Genomic DNA, 19466 nt, shown 5'->3' with positions numbered 1-19466 from the left:
GTTCGCCTTCTGCAAACTACCCAGCCTGCCTATCTGTCGGATATAGATTTTGCCGATGAGGCCCGTCATGTCAGACCAGACCATTTTGGTTGTGGATGATGATTCAAAGATCAGGACCCTGCTTCGCAATGTCTTCGAAGCGGAAGGCTTTCAGTTGCGCGAGGCAGCCGACAGCAAACAAACGCTTGCGGCGCTTGATGCGGAGAATATCAGCCTGGTGACACTTGATCTGCATTTGGGTCAAGAGGACGGCTTGGACCTGGCCCGTCTCATCCGGCAACGCTCGGCAGTGCCGATCATAATGGTAACTGGTAAGGATGACGTGATTGATCGGGTGGTCGGTCTTGAAATGGGTGCTGATGATTATGTCACAAAGCCGTTTCACGTCCGAGAGGTCGTTGCCCGCGCACGCAGCGTCCTGCGGCGCAGCAGCCAGAAAGAGGCGCAGCCAATTGACCCGATTCCGGAATTGCATGCGGGCGGACAGGAATCTGCCCTTCAATACCATTTTGACGGATTGACCGCCGTCCCCGGTCGCATGGAAGTGCTGGACCGCGACGGCATCGACTGCGGGCTGACCAGTGGCGATTTCAAATTGCTGAACGTTTTTCTGGAACGGCCTATGCGCGTGTTGTCACGCGACCAGTTGATGGACCTGACAGGGGGCCATGCATGGAGCCCGCTCGACCGGACCATCGACAACCAGATCGCGCGTTTACGCAAGAAGATCGAACGCGACGTGTCACAGCCCAAGATCATCAAGACGGTGCGCGGTGTCGGTTATACCTTTGCCCAGCCAGTCAAGACGGCTCAACTATCGGATACATCTGCCAAAAGTGCCTGAAGGCGGCGGACCAGTTCTGCCTGCCGATAGGGCTTGTGCAGGATGTCGAATTCTTGTCCATGCCCCATTGCGCTCGTGACGACATCGCTCGCATAGCCTGAAGTCAGCAACACTCGTAATTCTGGGAGTACGGCCTTTGCCTTAATGGCCAGTTCGAAGCCGTTCAGCGTTCCCGGCATCACCAGATCGGAAAAGAGGATGTCGGCTTGGGCTCCGTCCGTGAGCATCGCAAACGCCTCGTCTCCGCTAGACGCTGAAATGGTTTCGAAGCCAAGATCCTGCAAGCGGGCGATCGAAAGAGCACGCACTTTTGCATTGTCCTCAACGATCAAGACTTTCGAACCTGCCCCGAGTCTGCCGACATCGGATACCGCTGCAGGATCGGAATAACTGTCCCGTGCCTGCTCATGGTATTGTGCCGGGAAATAGAGCCCGAAACTCGTGCCCAAACCCAATTCACTATAGAGCGTTATGTGTCCGCCAGACTGGCGCACAAACCCGTAGACCATTGCCAGCCCCAGTCCTGTGCCGCCTGTATCGGCCTTGGTTGTAAAGAACGGCTCGAACGCGCGGCGCTGGGCCTCCGGCGTCATGCCGGCACCGTTGTCGCTGATCGACAACCGTACATAATCGCCGGCCTCGATATCGGTCTCCTGCGCCATGTAGGCGTCATCTATTGCCACATTCGACAAGGAAATAAGAAGCTCGCCATCGTCTCCCATCGCATCACGCGCGTTTAGCGCAAGATTGATTAGTGCCGATTGCAACTGGACCGGGTCGATCATGACTGGCGCGACGTCTGCTGCAAAATCTGTCTTGATGCGATAGGTCGATCCAAGCGTGCGCCGCAGGATCGCAAGCGTATCCTCGCATAGCTGACGCAAGTCGGTGCGGCGCGGCGTCAACTTGCTCTGACGTGCGAAAACAAGAAGACGCGAAGTCAGATCAGCGCCCAGTTCAGCGGCTTCAAGCGCGTCTTTCAACAAGTTGATTTGCTTGTCCGTCAGTGCCTGCATTTCCAGCAACTCGAGATTGCCGATGATTACAGAAAGAATGTTGTTGAAATCATGGGCAATGCCGCCGGTCATCTGCCCGATGGCATCCAGCCGTTGCGACCGGGCCAAAGCTTGTTGGGTCGCTTGGCGCTGCGTCAGATCGTGCATGATACTGACGAACAACGGACCATCCGGCGAAATCGCATCACCTACGGATAGGTGCAGCGGAAACACGTTGCCGTCGTTTCGCTTGCCCTCGACCTCACGACCGATCCCGATGATCTGTTTTTCTCCGGTTCGCAGATAAGCGGACATGAAACCATCATGCACATTCGCTAAGGCATCAGGCATTAGCATGTTCACCTTCTGCCCGATCATCTCATGCACGCTATAGCCGAAAAGGGCTGACGCAGCGGGGTTGGCTTGCTGAATGATCCCGTGTTCGTTTGCAACGATGATTGCATCCGTTGCTGCTTCAAGGATCGCCCTGAGCAACGCACCATCTTGAGCTGCGTGATCCATTGTGTTCCTTTTCTGCGGTCAGCCTGCCAAATGCATCAGCCTTTCTGCAAGCTGGAATTGATCCGCAACGGCATGAATGGAGTTCCGGAAGTTGTGACGAAATAGGTCAGCGCGCGTGGATCAGCTTGGCTGCAAGACCGCCGCGCAAAAGCGGTTCGACAACCTGAAGGTAACTGGAAATGTCCGCCAGTGTGATGACGCCGGCCAGATCGCCGCCTTCAAGCACCAAAAACTTGCGGCGTCCCGTCTTGGCGATATGCGTCAGCAGATCGGCGATCGGCATGTCCTGTGGTACGGTCGCGTCGGGGGTCAAGGCGGCATAGACATCCTCGACCCGCGTATTGTTCCAGTTTTCGCGATCAATGTCGGCGAGCACGGCCTGATCGATATGGCCCAGAAGGACGTTTTCGGCAACGACAGGGGCAAAGGTGACGCGCTTGGCCAGCATGATCTGGTTCACGAAATCGCTGATCGTCATGTCTACCGTCGCGGTCTGCGGGTCACGCTTCATCAATGCGCCGACGGTTTTTTCCTTGAATGCGGTGCGCATCAGTTCGGACTGATAGCTTGTCTGCGCCGCACCATAGAGGAACGTGCCGATCAGAATCTGCCAAAGACCAACGACGAATGCGCCTTGAAACAGGGCTAGAACGCCAAGACCGATCAGGACATAGGCAAAGATCTTGCCCGCACCGGCTGCCGTTTCCGTCGCTTTCAGGCTGTCACCGCTTCGATACCAGAGCGCGGCGCGCAGTATGCGTCCGCCGTCCAGCGGGAAGGCCGGAACCAGGTTGAAGACAGCCAGCACGAAATTGATCATCGCCAGATAGGATAGCACCGCCGTGGCAGATGCAGCACTGCCCGCGACGACGGATGCTTCAGCGACCACCCAGAACGCGAAGGCGAGTGCAAAACTCATCAGCGGTCCGGCCAGTGCGATCACGAACTCAACAAATGCCGTTGGCGGTTCTTTCTCCAATTCAGCCATGCCGCCGAACAAGAACAAAGTAATGCCATTGATTGGTACACCGTAGCGGATCGCGACTGCGGAATGTGCCAGTTCGTGCAGCAGCAGCGATGCAAAAAAACAAAGCATCGCAACCAGCGCCATCAGGAAATAAGCGGCCGGCGACTGGTCGGGAAGGCTGATGGGGAAATATTGCTGGGACAAACTCCATGTGATCAGGGCAGCGATCAAGAGCCAACTGGGGTCGATCTTGATGTCGATACCTTGCATCGAAAACAGTGTCACAGACTTCGAGAACATCGCTCGCTCCATGTTTCATTCAAACGTAACCGAAACGGCACCGACGCGATTGATTTTGCTCAATGAAGATAGGTCTAGCCGACATGGAACATACCACCGACGCTATAGGCGATGAGCGCGGCTGCGGCCCCGATCAAAAGCGTTTCTCCACCGGACCACCACCATTTGGACAGCGACCAGCGGCTTTTCCCCGTTCCGATCAGAAAGAAGGTCAACAGCGTCGCAAGGATCGCAATCTCGAACGCAGAGTCCAACGCAAAAATAAAGGGCAATAGCGGGACAGCACCGGCCAGAAGAAATGCACCAAAGGTCGCAAGAGCAGCGCGCATCGGATGGGGCGCGTCCAGGGCCAACCCGTATTCATCCGTCAGCATCAATCCGATCCATTTGTCGGGGTCCGACGCGATTTCCTTTGTCGCATCTTCAAGCACTTCGCCCGACAAGCCGCGCCGCGCCAGTATCTGCCGCAGTTCTTCGATTTCTCCGTCGCGAAAACGGGCAATATGGTCTTCCTCGATCTGGATGATCCGTCGTCGGTCATCAAGTTCCGCCTTGGTGCCAGAGTAGTTGCTGGCAGCCATCGAAAACCCGTCTGCAAGGATATTGGCCACGCCAAGTGCAACGATGATCGTATGTGACAGGCCCGCACCGGCGACACCCGCCACAATGGCAAATGTGGTGACGGCACCATCGATACCGCCATAGATCATATCTTTGAGATAATTTGCGTTCGGCCCCGCAGAGAGGCGTTCAGCGATTTCAGCGGGGGAATGACCGTGTTCTTCTTGCATGAACTGATATTGGCAGAACCATGCATTGCCGTATTGACCGATATCAAGAACGCCGCGCAAAATCGCGTTAACGCGGTAGGATGATGTTGCCTGACACGACACTTCTCCAAAGCCTCGGCCTTTTCGCTGTCAGTGCGGCAATTGTCTGGTTCGCAGGCACGCGGCTTGCCTATCTTGCGGACGCTCTTGCGGATCGCTTCAATCTGGCGAAATCTCTGGTTGGACTTCTGCTCCTTGCGCTTGCGACCTCACTGCCAGAAGTCGCGACCACTCTGTCCGCAGCCGTAAGCCAAGCAAAAGCGCTTGTCCTCAACAACCTTTTTGGCGGCATCGCCTTTCAGACAGCAATCCTTGCGCTCTCCGATCTTTGGGCGCGGGGGGCCATCACGAACTATCCGCGCAAAGCCAACCACGCGTTGGAGGCGACTTTGCTTGTCTTCCTATTGGCCATTGCGCTGCTAGTGATCGAAGTCGGTGAACCAATAGCCGTCGCGGGGATCGGTATGGGCAGTGTCCTGATCGCCCTGATCTATGGCGGAGCTATCTGGCTCTTGCGTCGATATGACGGCGAAAACGACTGGATTCCGGTCGATCTGCCCGATGAAGTCCCCGAGACCTTTCCGGTTTCGGCTTTGTTGGCCGGTGAGAGCCGTGCGATGCTGTGGCAGGCGGGTGCCGCGTGCCTCGCGATCCTTGTTTTTGGCGTGCTGCTCGTCACCTTTGCTGAACGCATCGCCAGCCAATCGGGCCTTGGGACCAGTTTCATCGGGGTGACGCTTTTGGCAGCGGCGACATCCCTGCCAGAGCTGACGACAAGCATCACTGCGGTCCGGATCGGGGCTTATACGATGGCCATATCTAATATCTTTGGCAGCAATCTGATCATGCTTGTCCTTATTTTTCCTGCTGACATGCTGTTTCGGTCCGGACCGATCCTGCAAAATACATCCCAGACTGTGCGGCTCGCGCTTCTATTCGGGATCGCGGTGACAGCGATCTACCTGACCGGCCTGATCGTGCGACGCAAACCGACGGTCGGTCCGTTTGGACTGGACTCGATCATCGTTCTGGCCGTCGTAATCGGAAGCGGGTTCGCCTATTATGCCGCGCGGTAGCACCGAACAGTTTTTACGACTTCTGGCACGATAATCAGAGGCAGAGCAAACAGGGCAATCATGACCCACTGGTCGGGGCCAATCGGCACTGTGTGCAACATCGTTTGCAAAGGCGGCCAATAAACGGCAAGCAGCTGTGCCCCAATCATCAGGCAAAGTGCGCCAAGCAGAAACGGGTTGCTGAAGCATCCAATCCGCCACACAGGCAAAGTCAGTGAGCGGAACGCAAAAACGCTCATTTTTTCGAAGATCACCATTGCGGTAAAAGCGGTTGTTCGCGCCAGCATTTCGCCCTGTTCAAGCAATTGGAAGAATATCCAGAGACTGGCAAGTCCGGTGTAAATGCCAAAAAGCACGATCAATCCCACCCCACCAATCCCAAGGATTGATGATTGCTTCGCACGTGGCGGCTGGCGCATCTGGTCTGGCTCTGCTTTTTCCAACCCTAGTGCGACCGCCGTGACCCCGTCGGTGATCAGATTCATCCAAAGAATCTGGGTCGCAAGAAAGATCAGCGGTCCGCCAATAGCGATATTCACGACGAGGGCGACGACCTCACCCGCGTTCGATGACAGAAGATAGCGCACAAACTTGCGCACGTTTGCGAACTGCCGCCGCCCTTCGGCAATCGCGCGCACGATGGTGGCAAAGTTGTCGTCCAGCAGCACAAGGTCTGACGCGTCCCGTGCGACGTCCGTGCCACGCACACCCATCGAGACCCCGATATCTGCCTTCTTGAGGGCAGGGGCGTCGTTGACGCCGTCGCCGGTCATGGCGACGATCTGGCCGTCAGCCTGCAAGGCAGCAACGATACGCATTTTTTGTTCTGGTTGGGTCCGTGCGAACAGGACGTTTTTGCGCAGCAGCGCGGTCAGCTCGATGTCGTCCAATTCTTTCAATTCTGCACCCGTCACCTTATGCGTGACCTCAAGCGCAAGCTGGTCTGCAATCGCAGCAGCCGTGATGGGGCTGTCGCCGGTAATCATGATGACGCGGATACCCGCCGATTTCGCACCCTTGATCGCGGCTTTGACTTCGGCGCGTGGTGGATCGATCAGGCCGATCAGGCCAAGAAAAACCATCTGGTCCTCGACGATTGTTTGATCGGCGACCGCACGGCTGGCAACTGCAATGACGCGCAGACCGCGGGACGCAAGTGCAGCATAGGCTTCTTCGATCTGACTGCGGGTCTCGGTAGTGATTTCAATCGGCCCAGTCTGCGTCATCACCTTTGTCGAAATTTCAAGAACCTGTTCTGGTGCCCCTTTGGTCAAAACTGTGGCCTGTCCATTGTGCTCGTAAAGCACACTCATGCGCTTGCGCGAACTGCTGAAAGGGACCTCAGCAATCAGATTGCGGTTCTCAGGCAATTCGCACCAACCCTTGTAGGCAAGCGTGACCAGCGCACCTTCGGTCGGTGCGCCAACTAGGACCCAACTGTTGCCCTGCTGATCCAAGCGCGCATGGCTGCAATAAAGGCCGACCTGAAGAAGCTGGGCGAGGACTGCGTCGTCTTTCGCCAGAAGCCGCTGCCCATCTGCCGCGATGTGTCCTGCAGGATCATAGCCGGTGCCGGTCACCTCATACTGCCTGTCGATTGTCCAGATCGCCGTGGCAGTCATCTTGTTCTCCGTCAGCGTACCGGTCTTGTCAGAACAGATTACAGAGGCCGCACCCAGCGTTTCGACAGCCTGCAGGCGGCGCGCGAGTGCCTTTTGGCGCACCATCGCTGTCGCGCCAAGTGCCAGCGTTATGGTGACGACAGCGGGCAACCCTTCTGGCACCATGGCGACAGAGAGCGACAGGCCCGTCATGACCATTTCAAGTGCATCGCGCCCGACCGCAATCCCCAACCCGACGACAGCAGTGGCGATAAGCAAGGCAGCGATACCTAACTGGCGCGCAAGCTGCCCCAGCTTGGATTGCAGATTAGTGACTTTCAGTCCGACAGACACGGTCAGATCAGCGACCTTCCCGAACGCGGTGGCAGTGCCCGTGGCGACGACCTGCGCCTCGGCGCGTCCGGCCACGACCGACGTGCCGGCAAGAACCGTATCGGCGTCGCTGTCTTTGCTGACGGGAACGGACTCGCCCGTCAGAACGCTTTCATCGACCGACAAATCAACGGATTGAAGCAGACGCGCATCGGCGGCGACCTTGGCACCTGCCGCGAGAACAAGGATATCTCCGGGCACGATTTCGCGCGCCGGAATTTGTTGTTCCTTTCCGTCGCGCAAGACCATCGCCAAAGGATCAAGCAGTTTCTTCAAAGCTGACAGCGCCGTCTCTGCCCGCCATTCCTGAACAAAGCCGAGAAGCGCGTTCAGCACGATGACCAGTCCAATGGCAATGGCATCAACGACCTCGCCAAGAGCCAATGCGACAACTGCCGCTACGATTAGAATTATGACGAGAAAGCTGGAAAACTGGCGCAGAAATACGCGGATCGGCCCAACCGGTTTGGCGGCAGGCAATTCGTTCCAGCCAGCCTTGGTACGGGCTGCGATGACCTCTTCCTGGTTCAGGCCCGTCAGGTTGGCGGTGTCCAACACATTCACTCTCCTCGCGCGTTGACAGCAGCCTATGCGGAAAACGGTCGCGTGCGGATTGCGTTAGATCAATCCCAAGGCGCAATTCCTGCGCTATGCTGTCCGCAGTCTGCAAAGGAGGAGTCCAAGCGATGGCGAAAAAGACGGAAACGGATACCGCCAAAAGCATCGAAACGCCGCTCGATGCGATTGCGCAGCTGCAAGAGACAGGGTTGAGCAATCTGATGGGAATGAATACCGCATGGGTCGAAGCGATAAGTGATATGGGTGCAGAGGTTGTAAGTTTCGTCGCAGATCGGATCAAGGAAGATGTAAAGACACAGCACATGATGCTGCACTGCAAGAACGTCGAAGAACTGCAGCACATTCAGGCCGAGTTCATCCAGAAGGCAATGGACCAGTATCACGATGAGACCGGCAAGCTTGTAGAAATGAGCACGCGCGTCTTTTCGGGTAGCAAAGACAAGCCTGAGAATTAGCCAAACACATAGCTGCCTGGAGCCGGGGCAAGGGGCTTGAATTGGCTGGAGCGGCGATCAATCTGGTCGCCGCTTTTCGCGTGCAACCAGTGCGCCCAGTGGACCCACCAAGACCCGTCTTCGAGCGTATGTCGGGCATACCAGTCTCCGGACGCGATATGGGGCGCACCTTCGCGTTTCTCGCCAGCCCGAAATGGCCGTCCCTCGCGACCCGGTTCAGACAGGATGCCGCCATTGTGCCCCCCGTTGCAAAGCACAAAGCTGACGTCGGTGTCCGTCAAGAGCAGGAGGCGATAAACTGACGTCCAGGGGGACACATGGTCGGTTTCGGTTGCGACGCAATAAATCGGACAGCGGATGTCGGTCAGGGCGATTGTTTCGTCATCAACTGTGAACCGCCCCTTGGCCAGATCGTTGCCAAGAAACATGCGGCGCAAGTATTCGGAATGCATCCGGGCCGGCATCCGCGTGGCATCTGCGTTCCATGCCATCAATGGGTTGTCGGGTGTGCGTTCGCCCAAAAGGTAGTGCCTGACAACACGGCTCCAGATCAGATCGTTGGATCGCAGAAGCTGGAAAGCACCTGCCATCTGGTCCGCCTTGAGATAACCTTGTGTGGCCATCATGTCTTCAAGGAAGGCAACCTGACTTTCATTGATGAACAGCCCGAGTTCGCCCGGTTCTGAAAAATCGACCTGCGCGGCAAGCAACGTGAGCGAGCGCAGGACGTCATGTCCATCTCGCGCCATGGCCGCCGCGGCGATTGCCATCAGCGTTCCCCCCAGACAATAACCAACAGCATGGATCTGCTGTGCTCCGGCCTTCGTCAGATGATCGACCGCTGCCCGCACGCCAAGGTCAAGATAGTCTTGCATGGCGAGATCCGCATCCTCGGCTCTGGGGTTTTTCCACGAGATCACATAGACTTCGAAACCCTGATCGCGCAAAAACGCGACCAGCGACCGCGTTTCTGTCAGATCAAGCACATAGTATTTCATGATCCATGCCGGCACGATCAGGATCGGTTCGGGGTGCACCTTTGAGGTGGTTGGGTGATACCTGATCAATTCGATAAGCCGGTTGCGCAGGATGACGTCACCCGGTGTGATCGCAAGATCTTTTCCGACTTTGAACTGGCTTTCACGTCGCGGATGACCCGCCAACATACGGTTGAAATCATCGATCCAATACCGCGCCCCGCGCACCAGATTCGTTCCGTGTTCTTCGATCGTGCGACTGCGAACAACGGGATTGAGGAAGGCGGAATTGACGGGCGACCACATATCGAGCAATTGGCGTCCGGCGAAATTTACGATGGATGCATGTTTCGGATCGACACCGGGGATTTTGCAGGTCGCCGCATCCCACCAGCGGTGCGCCGAAAGAAAGTTCTGTGCCATGATATTGAATGGAAACTTCTGCCACTCGGGGGCTGCAAATCGCGGGTCCGCGATTTCCTCAGCCATCGGCTCTTCGAACCAGAAGCGTGCAAGTGCCGCCTGACGTTCGGGCGATGCCATCAGATGAAGTGACCAATCCAGATAGGCAGTCGCCAGTGCCGCAGGCGAAAGACCCGCTGTAAACTGTGCAAGCGCGGTATGCCATCTCGCGTCAATCTTGCCTGTCGTGTGCGGTGTTGCCGTCATAGTGCTGACCTTTCGATAAGCTGCGTGCCCTCTGTGATCGCATCGCTGGGATGGGTGACAGCCTTTTCGCCGGGGGAAAGACCACGCAACACTTCGCTCATGCGGCCATTGCGTTGGCCCAATTCCACGGTGCGCAGATGGGCGACACCATTCTCTGCAACAAACACGGCCCAGCCTTCGCCATCTCGAAAGACCGCGCTAAGCGGGATTTGGATGGCATCTTCGGTTTGCCATGCGACGATCCGCAGAAAGACTGAAAACCCGTCACCAAGATTTCGCCGTTCCTCGTAAGGGGTGAGCAAGGTAAAGTAAGCATCAACGCGCTGTTCTTCGATCCCCAACGCAGAAACCTTTGTGTGGGCTTTGGGGTCGATTCGATCCAGTCGCGCCAACAGCGGCATGGAACCACCCCAGCGCTCTACATGGGCATGGGCACCCGGCTCCAGGCCAACTGCATCGCTGGAAAGGATCTCAGCGACCAATTCCAGGTTTTCCGGATCGCCAATGCTCACCAGCAAGGTTCCAATCGCGACGGGCCGTTCGCTCATCGCCGCGACGGACAGGATCACGCCGTCTGCCGGGGCCTTGAGAGTAACGCAGCAGGTCTCCGGTTCGGCCGCCGGATCGCCGGGTTCAACGAGGCTCGCCTGCGCGCGTTCAATCGTACCTTGGGCCATCTCAAGCCGCGCCGTTGCGGCCTCGACAGAGGCATTCGCAATCGCCAGTTGCTGTGCGTTGTCTTCAAGGCGCGTAATAGACGCGACCCCGCTGTTCACGAGCGCGGTTGTTCTTTCGATCTGGCTCTGCGCGAATTTGCGTGTTTCTTCGGCTTGTGCAAGATCGGCTTCGGCGGCATGGCGCGCCGCAAGGGCTTCCTGCAAGGCCGCCTCGGCCTGCAATCGCGTGCGCTGGTCAAGCAATCCAGACGCCGCAGGCTGGACAATTGCGACGATGGTTTCCTGCGCTGTCACCTTGTCGCCGACCGAAACAGGCGAACGCAATGCAATGCCGGCAATAGGTGCGGACACTTCGTACAGGTCCCTGATCTGCGTGCGTCCCTCGGCGTCGATTGTGATTTCCATTGGGCCCTGCGCAACAGTCGCAAGATCGACCGGAACGACATCTTCTTTGAAGCTGACATAAGCAAGGCTCGCGACCACCGCGAGGCCGAGGCCAGAGAGGATCAGATTTCGGGGGGAGATATGCATCACTTCATTCCCTTGTCTTCATGACAGCAACAAGATCGAGATTGTTCAGACGGCGGCGAACAATCATGACCGAAAAGAACGCCGCAATAAGCACTACCAGACTGCCGGTCGTGAACGTGGCCGGATTCAGGACCAGCGGAATGGTGTAAAGATCACTTGAAAATGAGTTCGTCATTGCCTGTGCAATCCATGCGCCGATGAACCAGCCCAACGGCTGCGCCAACACTCCGATCAGCATCATCTCTCCGACCAGAATATAGGATACCTCGCCTCGTCCGAATCCGAGGATGCGCAGACTGGCAAGTTCACGGGCCCTTTCGGACAGTTGGATGCGCGCCGCGTTGTAAGTCACGCCTATCGTGATCAGCACCGCGATCCCGATGTAGATCGTGTTCATGACGACAACGTTCGTTTCGATCGTCTCCTGAAAGGAACGTCTGTTCTCGTCCATTTCCACAATACCTGAAACGCGCGGAAGTTCCTTGATTGCTTCATGGAGCGCATCCTTTGAGTGACTGTCGAGCGTAATATTGGCGACGCTGATCCGGTCGGACTGGCGCAGCAGCCTGTTCAGATACCCCAGATCGACATAGGCCCCGAGACCGAAGTGAACCTCCACCAGCCCCGTGACCACCAGATCATGCGTCTCTCGCTGGCCGCTCAGGAATTCGGCCTCGACGATATCTCCCGATTGCAGGTCAAGTGCGCCCGCCAGCCGCTCTGACAGGTAAATGCCGCCGGGTGGTGGGTTGACCTGTGCGCCAGCCGCATCCAGCACGCGGCTCAAATCCGATCCGGGCTGACGTGCTTCGAGCGCGACACGTTTGGTCAGGTGGCCATGTCGCAAAATGACCGGGCTGAATTGCTGACTTTCCACCTGAAGGACGCCGGGCAGCCGGCTGATTTCAGTGATGACTGTCTCTGGCACCTCTGTATCGAATAGCAGCATCGCGTCCTGTCGATTGGTCTGATAGAATGCCAGATCGACGATTTCATCCAATGCATCGTTCATGAAGAAAGAGGCGATTACAGAGGCGACTGCCAGCGACAGACCAAGCCCGGTCAAAAAGCTGCGAAATGGCCAGCGCAAGAGGCTGCGCAGGATCATGATCGTGGGTTGGGACAGGCGCATTGCCTCCATCGCGCGGTCAGCCAAGGACCGCTTGAAGCGGGGCGGTGCAGGTGGTTGCATCGCGATGGCCGGTGCAAGACGCGCGGCCTTCAACGCCGCCTGTGCTGCGCCCAGACTGGTCGTCATAATGCCCGCCAGTGCCGCGACCGCGTAAACCCAGAAGGGGACGCGAAAGATCACGAAGGGAAAGTTGAAGAATTGGGCGTACTGTCCCGCAAGCGCCCGAGCCAGATAGGTGCCAGCCGCCCAACCCAGCAATACACCCGCAACAGCAATCAGACCGGCCAGCATCAGATAATGCAGACAGACTCCGGTATTGGAATAGCCAATCGCCTTCAGCAGCCCGATTTCGCTGCGTTCCAGGGCCACGATCCGCCCCATCACCATGCTGACGAGAAATCCGGAAATGGCAAAGAAGATCGGCGGAAGGATTGCGGCCATTCCACGAAGCTGCGCGATTTCTGCATCCAGAAATGCGTTTGACGGATGCGTCGACCGATCATTCGCCCCCAGCCCGCCATAGGGTTCCAGAAGATCGTCGATGTCGTCGATTATCGATGCTGTCTGCACACCAGACGCGATTGCGACGGCCAGATCGTTGAACGCGCCATCCATGTCGAAGGCCGCCGCCGCTGCGCGTTCGGACATCCAGATGATCCCAAAAGATTCGTTGTCCGGCATCATGGCTCCAGGCCCGATGGTGTAGATAAATTCGGGCGAAAGTGCGGTGCCGACGATTGTCAGGTCTCGCTTTTGCCCGCGCAGGTTTGCACTGAATCCGTCGCCGGGATGAAAACCATTGGCCTCAGCAAAAGGCGCGTTCACGACGATTTCGTTAGGGCGGGTAGGGTCTGGAAAGCGCCCCGCGATCAACAGTGGTACATTCAGCAGCGGGTCTCCTCCGTCAGGATATGACAGAATCTTCCCGACCGCGGTTTCCGATCGTCCCGGTATGTCGAGTATTGCCTCGCCTGTGACGCGCGCCGATACGCTCAACACCCCGTCGATATCCGCAATTTCCGGCACCAGCGACAAGGGCGCGCGGATCGCACTGGCAAAGACGTGGGCAAAACGATTGCGCTCGTAATACGCGGCGCGGGTTTCGGACAGCGCCGAATACATGCCGATTGACGTCAGCAGGATCGCGACGCCGCAAGCAAGCACAAGTGCAATTGCGATGGCCTGCACCCAGAGACGGCGGAAGTCACGAAGCAGTTTCTGATCAATCGCCTGCATTGTCGTTCACCACACGATCTCGGACGGAGCAAGCTGTTGCGCGTTGATCTTGGTTTCGCTGATCTTGCCGTCCTGAAAAAAGATGACGCGATGCGCCATGCGCTGGATTTCGGCATTGTGTGTAATGACCACGGTCGTGGTGCCGAACCGCTCGTTGATGTCGCGCAGAACTTCGAGCACCTGCACCCCGGTTGTGCTGTCAAGCGCACCCGTCGGCTCATCGCAAAGCAATATCTGGGGACGTTTTGCAATTGCCCGGGCGATGGCGACGCGCTGTTGCTCTCCCCCTGACAGTTCAGACGGGAAGTGATTCATCCGTTTTTCAAGTCCGACAAGGGTCAATGCTTCTTGCGCGGGCATCGGGTCTGGGGCCACGTCGGTGACCAGTTGCACATTTTCCCGCGCCGTCAGGCTCGGCACAAGATTATAGAACTGAAAAACAAATCCGACATGATCCCGCCGGTATTTCGTCAGGCCGCTTTCCGACATATGCGTCAGCTCTGTGTCGCCAAACCAGACGCGCCCATCTGTTGCGTGATCCAACCCGCCCAGGATGTTCAGCAAGGTCGATTTTCCGCTGCCTGAAGGGCCAAGCAGAACGGTCAGCTCGCCTTCGTAAAGCGCAAGATCAACACCGGCGAGCGCGAACACTTTGACCTCTGCCGTCTGGTAGACCTTCGTGATCTGTTCGGTGCGAAAGATGACCTTCGGCGCGTCTTGCGCCCCCACATCGCCTTTGATCAATGCGCTATCCAACGAGAAGCGTCCCGCAGGCAGACAGTATGGTCTGACAGAAAGAGTCGATTTGCCGTGTCTCGCGGTCCGTGCCTTCATCATCGTTTGACAGAGAAGCCGTTGCGGTGAACGGACCGCCAAAATCCGCTTCTGCCGTATCGAAGGCCTTTTGCGCCGGGGAATGATCTGCGCAAGTCAGGAAAAGACCAACTGTCTTGGGCATCGGAATATCCGAGCGCAGCAAACCGCGCAGCGGTGTCGCAGGGTAGGATGTCCAGACGGGGCCGCAAATGATGACGGCGCGATAACGCGCCAGCGTATCAAATGCCTGTTCGGGCAAATCACACGTCTGGCGCAAACTGTGAAAGCCCGCGCGCAAGTATGCAAAAAGGCCCGACTGGTAACGCGGTGCGACCAAATGGATCAGCGTAGCGTTCAATCGCTCCGAAAGAATACGGGCCAGCCGTTCGGAATGACCGCTTCGGGAATAATAGACGATCGCAATGCCACCTTGCGCCATGATTCCTCCGATCAAGAACAGGAGGGATTATCGGCCAAGACGCTGCTGCTATCTTTGATTTTGATCAATCTTCGCCGTATCGGCGTGGCTAGCTTTGCAAACGCAGCCCCGATGTCGCATCGAAAATATGCGCCATCCCCGGTGTGACAGCGAACTGCAGCTCCTGGCCTGCACTTTTCAGCGTATGCACGCCCTGCAAACTGATCGTGAATTCCGCGCCCGTATCGGCCAGCTTTCCGTGGAACAGCGTATTCGCACCAAGCGGTTCCGTCAGTTGGACATGCACCCGAATGGGACCATTTTCCTGATGGATGAGATGCTCCGGGCGGACGCCGAATTTGACAGGTCCATCCGGTGCCGACACGTCAGCAACTTTTTGTTCACCGATCATTAACGCGCCGTTTTGCACCAAAGCATCAAGGATGTTCATCGCTGGGCTTCCGATGAATTGCGCGGCAAACAGTGTCCGCGGCGTCTCGTAAACCTCTAACGGGGTGCCGATCTGCTCGGCGATCCCGCCGTTCATGACGATCATGCGGTCCGCCATTGTCATCGCTTCGACCTGATCGTGTGTCACGTAAAGCGCTGTGATCCCCAGCGTGGACTGCAGTTCCTTGATTTCAAGTCGCATTTGCACCCGCAGCTTTGCATCAAGGTTCGACAGCGGTTCATCGAACAGGAACACTGCAGGTTCGCGCACGATGGCGCGCCCCATGGCGACCCTCTGGCGTTGCCCACCCGAAAGCTGGCGCGGCTTGCGATCAAGAAGTGGCGTCAGTTGAAGCAGCTTGGCGGCATCTTCGACCTTTGCGTTAATCTGATCCTTGGGCAGCCCCGCAATCCGCAGGCCATAGCCCATATTCTGGCGTACCGACATGTGCGGATACAGTGCGTAGTTCTGAAAGACCATCGCGATGTCGCGGTCCATCGGTTCCTTGTCATTGGCGCGTTCGCCGCCGATCAGGACATCTCCCTCGGTCACAGTTTCCAGCCCCGCAACCATGCGCAGCAACGTGGATTTGCCGCAGCCAGAGGGGCCAACGATCACGATGAATTCGCCGTCCGCGATATCGGCGTCTATTCCGTGGATCACATCCGTCGTGCCAAAGCTTTTTTTGACGTCGCGCAGAGTTACCGTTGCCATTTTCTATTTCTCGCTGTCGACAAGGCCACGTACAAATAGCCTTTGCATTGAAACAACGACAATCACCGGCGGGATCATCGCAAGAATGGAAGTCGCCATGATCGTCGGCCAGTGGGCAAAGTCATCGCCTGACGGGAACATCTGCTTGATGCCCATAACGATCGTATTCATCTCCGGATCGGTGGTGATAAGAAGGGGCCAAAGATACTGGTTCCAACCGTAGATAAACAGGATCACGAACAGCGCTGCGATGTTTGTCCGGCTCATCGGCACGACAATATCCCAGAAAAACCGCATTGGTTTCGCACCGTCGACTCGGGCGGCCTCTGCCAACTCGTCGGGAATGGTCATAAAGAACTGACGAAAAAGAAATGTCGCGGTTGCAGAGGCGATAAGCGGGAAAATCAGCCCGGAATAGCTGTTCAGCATCCCGAATCCTGCAACGACCTCGAACGTGGGAACGATCCGCACTTCGACTGGCAGCATGAGCGTGATGAAGATCATCCAGAAAAACGTCGAACGTCCGGGAAAACGGAAATAGACGATGGCAAAGGCCGACAGCAGCGAGATGACGATTTTCCCAACCGCGATCCCGACTGCCATGATCATACTGTTCATCAGCATCGTCCCAACCGGCACGTTGATGCCTGAAAACAACGCGTTCTTGTAGTTGATCAGGAACTGGTCGCCGGGCCAGACTGGCATCGGCGGACGGATAATTTCCGATTGCGTCACTGTGGACGCAACAAATGCCAGCCAGATCGGGAAAAAGATCACCAGCACGCCGAAGATCATGAACAGATGTGTCAGCCATAGCCCCGCACCGCGCTTTTCGACCATACCGCTCAATTGCCGTGCCATCAGTAATGCACCCGCTTTTCGATGTATTTGAACTGGACGACCGTCAGCAATCCGACCACGACAAGCAGGATCACCGACTGCGCCGAAGATGATCCCAGATCCTGTCCGACGAAACCGTCCGAAAATACTTTGTAGACAAGGATGGTCGTTGTCTGCTGCGGCCCGCCACCCGTAATTGTATGGATCACGCCGAACGTTTCGAAGAAGGCGTAGACGATGTTGACGACGAGCAGAAAGAACGTAGTCGGCGACAACAAGGGCAGCACGATGGTCCAGAACCGCCGCCAGAAGCGTGCGCCATCAATCGCGGCAGCTTCGATGACCGAGCGGGGAACAGCCTGAAGCGCTGCAAAGAAAAATAGGAAGTTATAACTGATCCGGCCCCAGGCCGAAGCGACGACAACAAGACCCATCGCCTCGTTTCCGTTCAGCACGTGATTCCAATCATAGCCTAGCTGTCCCAGATACCACGACACCACGCCCACGCGGGTGTTGAACATGAACAGCCAAAGGACGCCTGCGACCGCGGGCGCAACCGCGTAAGGCCAGATCAGCAACGTGCGGTACACGCCCGATCCCTTGATAAGCCGATCCGCCATAACGGCAAGAAATAACGCCGGGATCATCGAACACAGTGTCACAAGAAGCGAAAAGACTGCAGTCGTCACGAATGACGCACGATAGAATTTGTCCGAAAGCAGGAATTCAAAATTGCCGAGGCCGACGTATTGCATCGACAGACCGAAAGGGTCGGGGATGAACAGTGACTGCCAGATCGCTTGTCCTGCTGGATAGAAAAAGAAAACAGCCGAGACGAGCACCTGAGGTGCGATCAGGATAAGTGGCAAAAGCCATCCGCGAAACGTGACGCGCTTTTCCATATCAATTTCCCCCCGACAAAATGAACGGCGAACCCATGGGGCCCGCCGTTCCAATCACATCAGCCGTTTGCAGACTCGAACCGGCGCAGCAACGCGTCGCCACGCTCCTTTGCACTGTCCATGGCTTCCTGTGCTGTTTTGTCACCGGCCCAGATCGCCTCGAGCTCCTCGTCGATGATCCCACGGATCTGGTCGAAGGATCCCAGGCGCAGACCTTTGGAGTTGGCCGTCGGCTCGTTCGTGGTCATCTGGATAACAGCCACGTCAGTGCCGGGGTTTTCATCGTAGAAGCCGGCGGCGCGGGTTGCTTCGCCCGCTTCGGTCGTGATCGGAAGATAGCCGGTATCCTGGTGCCACTGTGCCTGCACGTCAGACGACGACAGGTAGGCAAGGAACTCTCCAACGCCCTTGTACTCTTCTGCCTCGTGACCGGTCATGACCCAAAGCGATGCACCACCGATGATGGTATTCTGCGGCGCATTGCCGACACCATCCCAATAGGGAAGTGGACGCACGTCAAAGTCGAATTCTGCTTCGGCCTTGATGCCCGCATATCCGGCAGAGCTTTCGGTAAATAGCGCGCATTCGCCAGCGCGGAAGTTCGCCCCACCTTCATTGCGCCGTCCGGTATAGATAAATTCCCCGTCCTTGGCCCATTCGCCCATCGCCGTCAGATGCGCGACTTGCGCTTCGCCGTTCAGCATCAGCTCGGTGTCCAGACCGGCAAAGCCGTTGTCTTGCGATGCGAATGGCACGTCGTGATAGGCTGACATGTTCTCAAGGTGGATCCAGCTTTGCCACGCAGTGACCAGCGGGCATTCTTCGCCACCGGCCTTCAGTTGCTCAAGCACGGCATCGACATTCTGCCAGGTAGAAAGGTCGGTGTCAGGATCGACGCCCGCAGCGGACATCGCATCCCGATTTACCCACAGAACCGGGGTGGAAGAGTTGAAGGGCAGTGACAACATATCGCCATCAGTGGTGGTATAGTAACCTTTGACCGCGCCGATATATGCGTCGGGATCAAACGTTGCGCCGCTTTCCGCCATGACCTCAAAGACGGGTTTCACCGCACCTTCGGCGGCCATCATCGTCGCGGTGCCGACCTCGAACACCATCAGGATGTGCGGTTGTTCTTGCGCGCGGAACGCAGCGATGCCGGCGTTAAGCGTCTCAGAGTAGTTGCCTTTGTGGCTCTCGACGACGACATAGTCGCTTTGGCTCGCGTTGAATTCCTCGACCTGCGCTTTCACAAGCTCACCAAGACGTCCGGTGAACGCGTGCCAGAACTGGACTTCAGTCTGCGCGGATGCCGCGATCGGTGTCATGCAGGTTGCAGACAGGATCAAAGCAGAGATGAAAGATTTATTCATGGTTCCCCCCAAGTTTGCGCCGTCGGGCGCGTAATAAATGCCAGAAGTCACGCAACCGATTGTGCGGATTAAATCATGGCGGATTAAAAAACGTTGCATGTAGCTGTTTGAAATTCAAGCAGTTCGACTCTTCTCCGCACGCCCAACAACATTCACGGATATTGAGTT

Annotated in this window: 16 protein-coding genes; 3 read left to right on the top strand and 13 right to left on the bottom strand. The window is 56.8% G+C overall.

The genetic code is table 11. The annotated features are described in order from the left end of the window. Nucleotides 1-67: 67 nt before the first annotated feature. Entirely contained in the window at nt 68-844 is a 777-nt protein-coding gene (locus BMY44_RS09545) for a response regulator (RefSeq protein WP_089993234.1), read from the top strand. On the opposite strand, the gene BMY44_RS09540 is transcribed toward BMY44_RS09545, so the two are convergent. From BMY44_RS09540 to BMY44_RS09530, 3 genes are all read right to left on the bottom strand, one after another. Next, nucleotides 811-2361 (bottom strand): PAS domain S-box protein, encoded by a 1551-nt coding sequence (locus BMY44_RS09540; RefSeq protein WP_089993232.1) that lies wholly within the window; start codon nt 2359-2361, stop codon nt 811-813. The genes BMY44_RS09545 and BMY44_RS09540 overlap by 34 nt on opposite strands. A gap of 106 nt (nt 2362-2467) precedes the next feature. Next, nucleotides 2468-3628, bottom strand: a complete 1161-nt coding sequence (locus BMY44_RS09535) for a site-2 protease family protein (protein WP_089993229.1) — start codon at nt 3626-3628, stop codon at nt 2468-2470. Between the two features lie 74 nt (nt 3629-3702). Continuing rightward, nucleotides 3703-4419, bottom strand: coding sequence for a VIT1/CCC1 transporter family protein (locus BMY44_RS09530; protein ID WP_089994773.1), 717 nt, complete (start codon nt 4417-4419; stop codon nt 3703-3705). 80 nt (nt 4420-4499) lie between these two features. Between BMY44_RS09530 and BMY44_RS09525 the strand changes: the two genes are divergently transcribed. Then, the gene (locus BMY44_RS09525; protein WP_089993225.1) at nt 4500-5534 is read left to right on the top strand and encodes a sodium:calcium antiporter; all 1035 of its coding nucleotides are present in this window, start codon (nt 4500-4502) and stop codon (nt 5532-5534) included. On the opposite strand, the gene BMY44_RS09520 is transcribed toward BMY44_RS09525, so the two are convergent. Then, nucleotides 5519-8086: a cation-translocating P-type ATPase gene (locus tag BMY44_RS09520; protein ID WP_242650517.1), complete on the bottom strand. Its 2568-nt coding sequence runs from the start codon at nt 8084-8086 to the stop codon at nt 5519-5521. The two genes, BMY44_RS09525 and BMY44_RS09520, sit on opposite strands and share 16 nt — an antisense overlap. Nucleotides 8087-8214: 128 nt before the next feature. Between BMY44_RS09520 and BMY44_RS09515 the strand changes: the two genes are divergently transcribed. Continuing rightward, nucleotides 8215-8562 carry a phasin family protein gene (locus tag BMY44_RS09515; protein ID WP_165611811.1) on the top strand — a complete coding sequence of 116 codons (348 nt, stop codon included), beginning with the start codon at nt 8215-8217 and terminating at the stop codon, nt 8560-8562. Here BMY44_RS09515 and BMY44_RS09510 read toward each other — a convergent pair. From BMY44_RS09510 to ugpB, 9 genes are all read right to left on the bottom strand, one after another. Continuing rightward, nucleotides 8559-10208 (bottom strand): PHA/PHB synthase family protein, encoded by a 1650-nt coding sequence (locus BMY44_RS09510; protein ID WP_089993216.1) that lies wholly within the window; start codon nt 10206-10208, stop codon nt 8559-8561. The two genes, BMY44_RS09515 and BMY44_RS09510, sit on opposite strands and share 4 nt — an antisense overlap. Next, on the bottom strand, nt 10205-11416 hold the full coding sequence (locus BMY44_RS09505) for an efflux RND transporter periplasmic adaptor subunit (RefSeq protein WP_089993213.1): 1212 nt from the start codon (nt 11414-11416) through the stop codon (nt 10205-10207). Before BMY44_RS09505 ends, BMY44_RS09510 begins: the two co-directional genes overlap by 4 nt. Before the next feature lie 4 nt (nt 11417-11420). Then, nucleotides 11421-13784, bottom strand: coding sequence for an ABC transporter permease (locus tag BMY44_RS09500; RefSeq protein ID WP_089993211.1), 2364 nt, complete (start codon nt 13782-13784; stop codon nt 11421-11423). A gap of 6 nt (nt 13785-13790) precedes the next feature. Further along, entirely contained in the window at nt 13791-14540 is a 750-nt protein-coding gene (locus BMY44_RS09495) for an ABC transporter ATP-binding protein (protein ID WP_242650516.1), read from the bottom strand. After that, complete coding sequence (locus tag BMY44_RS09490) at nt 14533-15039, bottom strand: flavodoxin family protein (protein WP_089993206.1); 507 nt, start codon at nt 15037-15039, stop codon at nt 14533-14535. Before BMY44_RS09490 ends, BMY44_RS09495 begins: the two co-directional genes overlap by 8 nt. A gap of 88 nt (nt 15040-15127) precedes the next feature. Next, nucleotides 15128-16183: a sn-glycerol-3-phosphate ABC transporter ATP-binding protein UgpC gene (ugpC, locus tag BMY44_RS09485; protein ID WP_089993203.1), complete on the bottom strand. Its 1056-nt coding sequence runs from the start codon at nt 16181-16183 to the stop codon at nt 15128-15130. 3 nt (nt 16184-16186) lie between these two features. After that, complete coding sequence (ugpE, locus tag BMY44_RS09480) at nt 16187-17023, bottom strand: sn-glycerol-3-phosphate ABC transporter permease UgpE (protein ID WP_089994770.1); 837 nt, start codon at nt 17021-17023, stop codon at nt 16187-16189. 20 nt (nt 17024-17043) lie between these two features. Beyond that, on the bottom strand, nt 17044-17925 hold the full coding sequence (ugpA, locus tag BMY44_RS09475; protein ID WP_089993200.1) for a sn-glycerol-3-phosphate ABC transporter permease UgpA: 882 nt from the start codon (nt 17923-17925) through the stop codon (nt 17044-17046). 59 nt (nt 17926-17984) lie between these two features. Then, complete coding sequence (ugpB, locus tag BMY44_RS09470) at nt 17985-19298, bottom strand: sn-glycerol-3-phosphate ABC transporter substrate-binding protein UgpB (protein WP_089994768.1); 1314 nt, start codon at nt 19296-19298, stop codon at nt 17985-17987. Nucleotides 19299-19466: the final 168 nt, after the last annotated feature.

Source organism: Cognatiyoonia koreensis (assembly GCF_900109295.1).
In the GTDB taxonomy this organism is placed as follows: Bacteria; Pseudomonadota; Alphaproteobacteria; order Rhodobacterales; family Rhodobacteraceae; genus Cognatiyoonia; species Cognatiyoonia koreensis.
Note: the sequence above shows the minus strand (reverse complement) of the source record. Positions and strands in the feature narration are given on the sequence as shown.

Bases quoted from the DNA above. Each gene is read 5' to 3' on its own strand.
- BMY44_RS09545 (WP_089993234.1), top strand. From the start codon at position 68: ATGTCAGACCAGACCATTTTGGTTGTGGATGATGATTCAAAGATCAGG.
- BMY44_RS09540 (WP_089993232.1), bottom strand. From the start codon at position 2,361: ATGGATCACGCAGCTCAAGATGGTGCGTTGCTCAGGGCGATCCTTGAA.
- BMY44_RS09535 (WP_089993229.1), bottom strand. From the start codon at position 3,628: ATGTTCTCGAAGTCTGTGACACTGTTTTCGATGCAAGGTATCGACATC.
- BMY44_RS09530 (WP_089994773.1), bottom strand. From the start codon at position 4,419: ATGCAAGAAGAACACGGTCATTCCCCCGCTGAAATCGCTGAACGCCTC.
- BMY44_RS09525 (WP_089993225.1), top strand. From the start codon at position 4,500: ATGATGTTGCCTGACACGACACTTCTCCAAAGCCTCGGCCTTTTCGCT.
- BMY44_RS09515 (WP_165611811.1), top strand. From the start codon at position 8,215: ATGGCGAAAAAGACGGAAACGGATACCGCCAAAAGCATCGAAACGCCG.
- BMY44_RS09510 (WP_089993216.1), bottom strand. From the start codon at position 10,208: ATGACGGCAACACCGCACACGACAGGCAAGATTGACGCGAGATGGCAT.
- BMY44_RS09505 (WP_089993213.1), bottom strand. From the start codon at position 11,416: ATGCATATCTCCCCCCGAAATCTGATCCTCTCTGGCCTCGGCCTCGCG.
- BMY44_RS09500 (WP_089993211.1), bottom strand. From the start codon at position 13,784: ATGCAGGCGATTGATCAGAAACTGCTTCGTGACTTCCGCCGTCTCTGG.
- BMY44_RS09490 (WP_089993206.1), bottom strand. From the start codon at position 15,039: ATGGCGCAAGGTGGCATTGCGATCGTCTATTATTCCCGAAGCGGTCAT.
- ugpC (WP_089993203.1), bottom strand. From the start codon at position 16,183: ATGGCAACGGTAACTCTGCGCGACGTCAAAAAAAGCTTTGGCACGACG.
- ugpE (WP_089994770.1), bottom strand. From the start codon at position 17,023: ATGGTCGAAAAGCGCGGTGCGGGGCTATGGCTGACACATCTGTTCATG.
- ugpA (WP_089993200.1), bottom strand. From the start codon at position 17,925: ATGGAAAAGCGCGTCACGTTTCGCGGATGGCTTTTGCCACTTATCCTG.
- ugpB (WP_089994768.1), bottom strand. From the start codon at position 19,298: ATGAATAAATCTTTCATCTCTGCTTTGATCCTGTCTGCAACCTGCATG.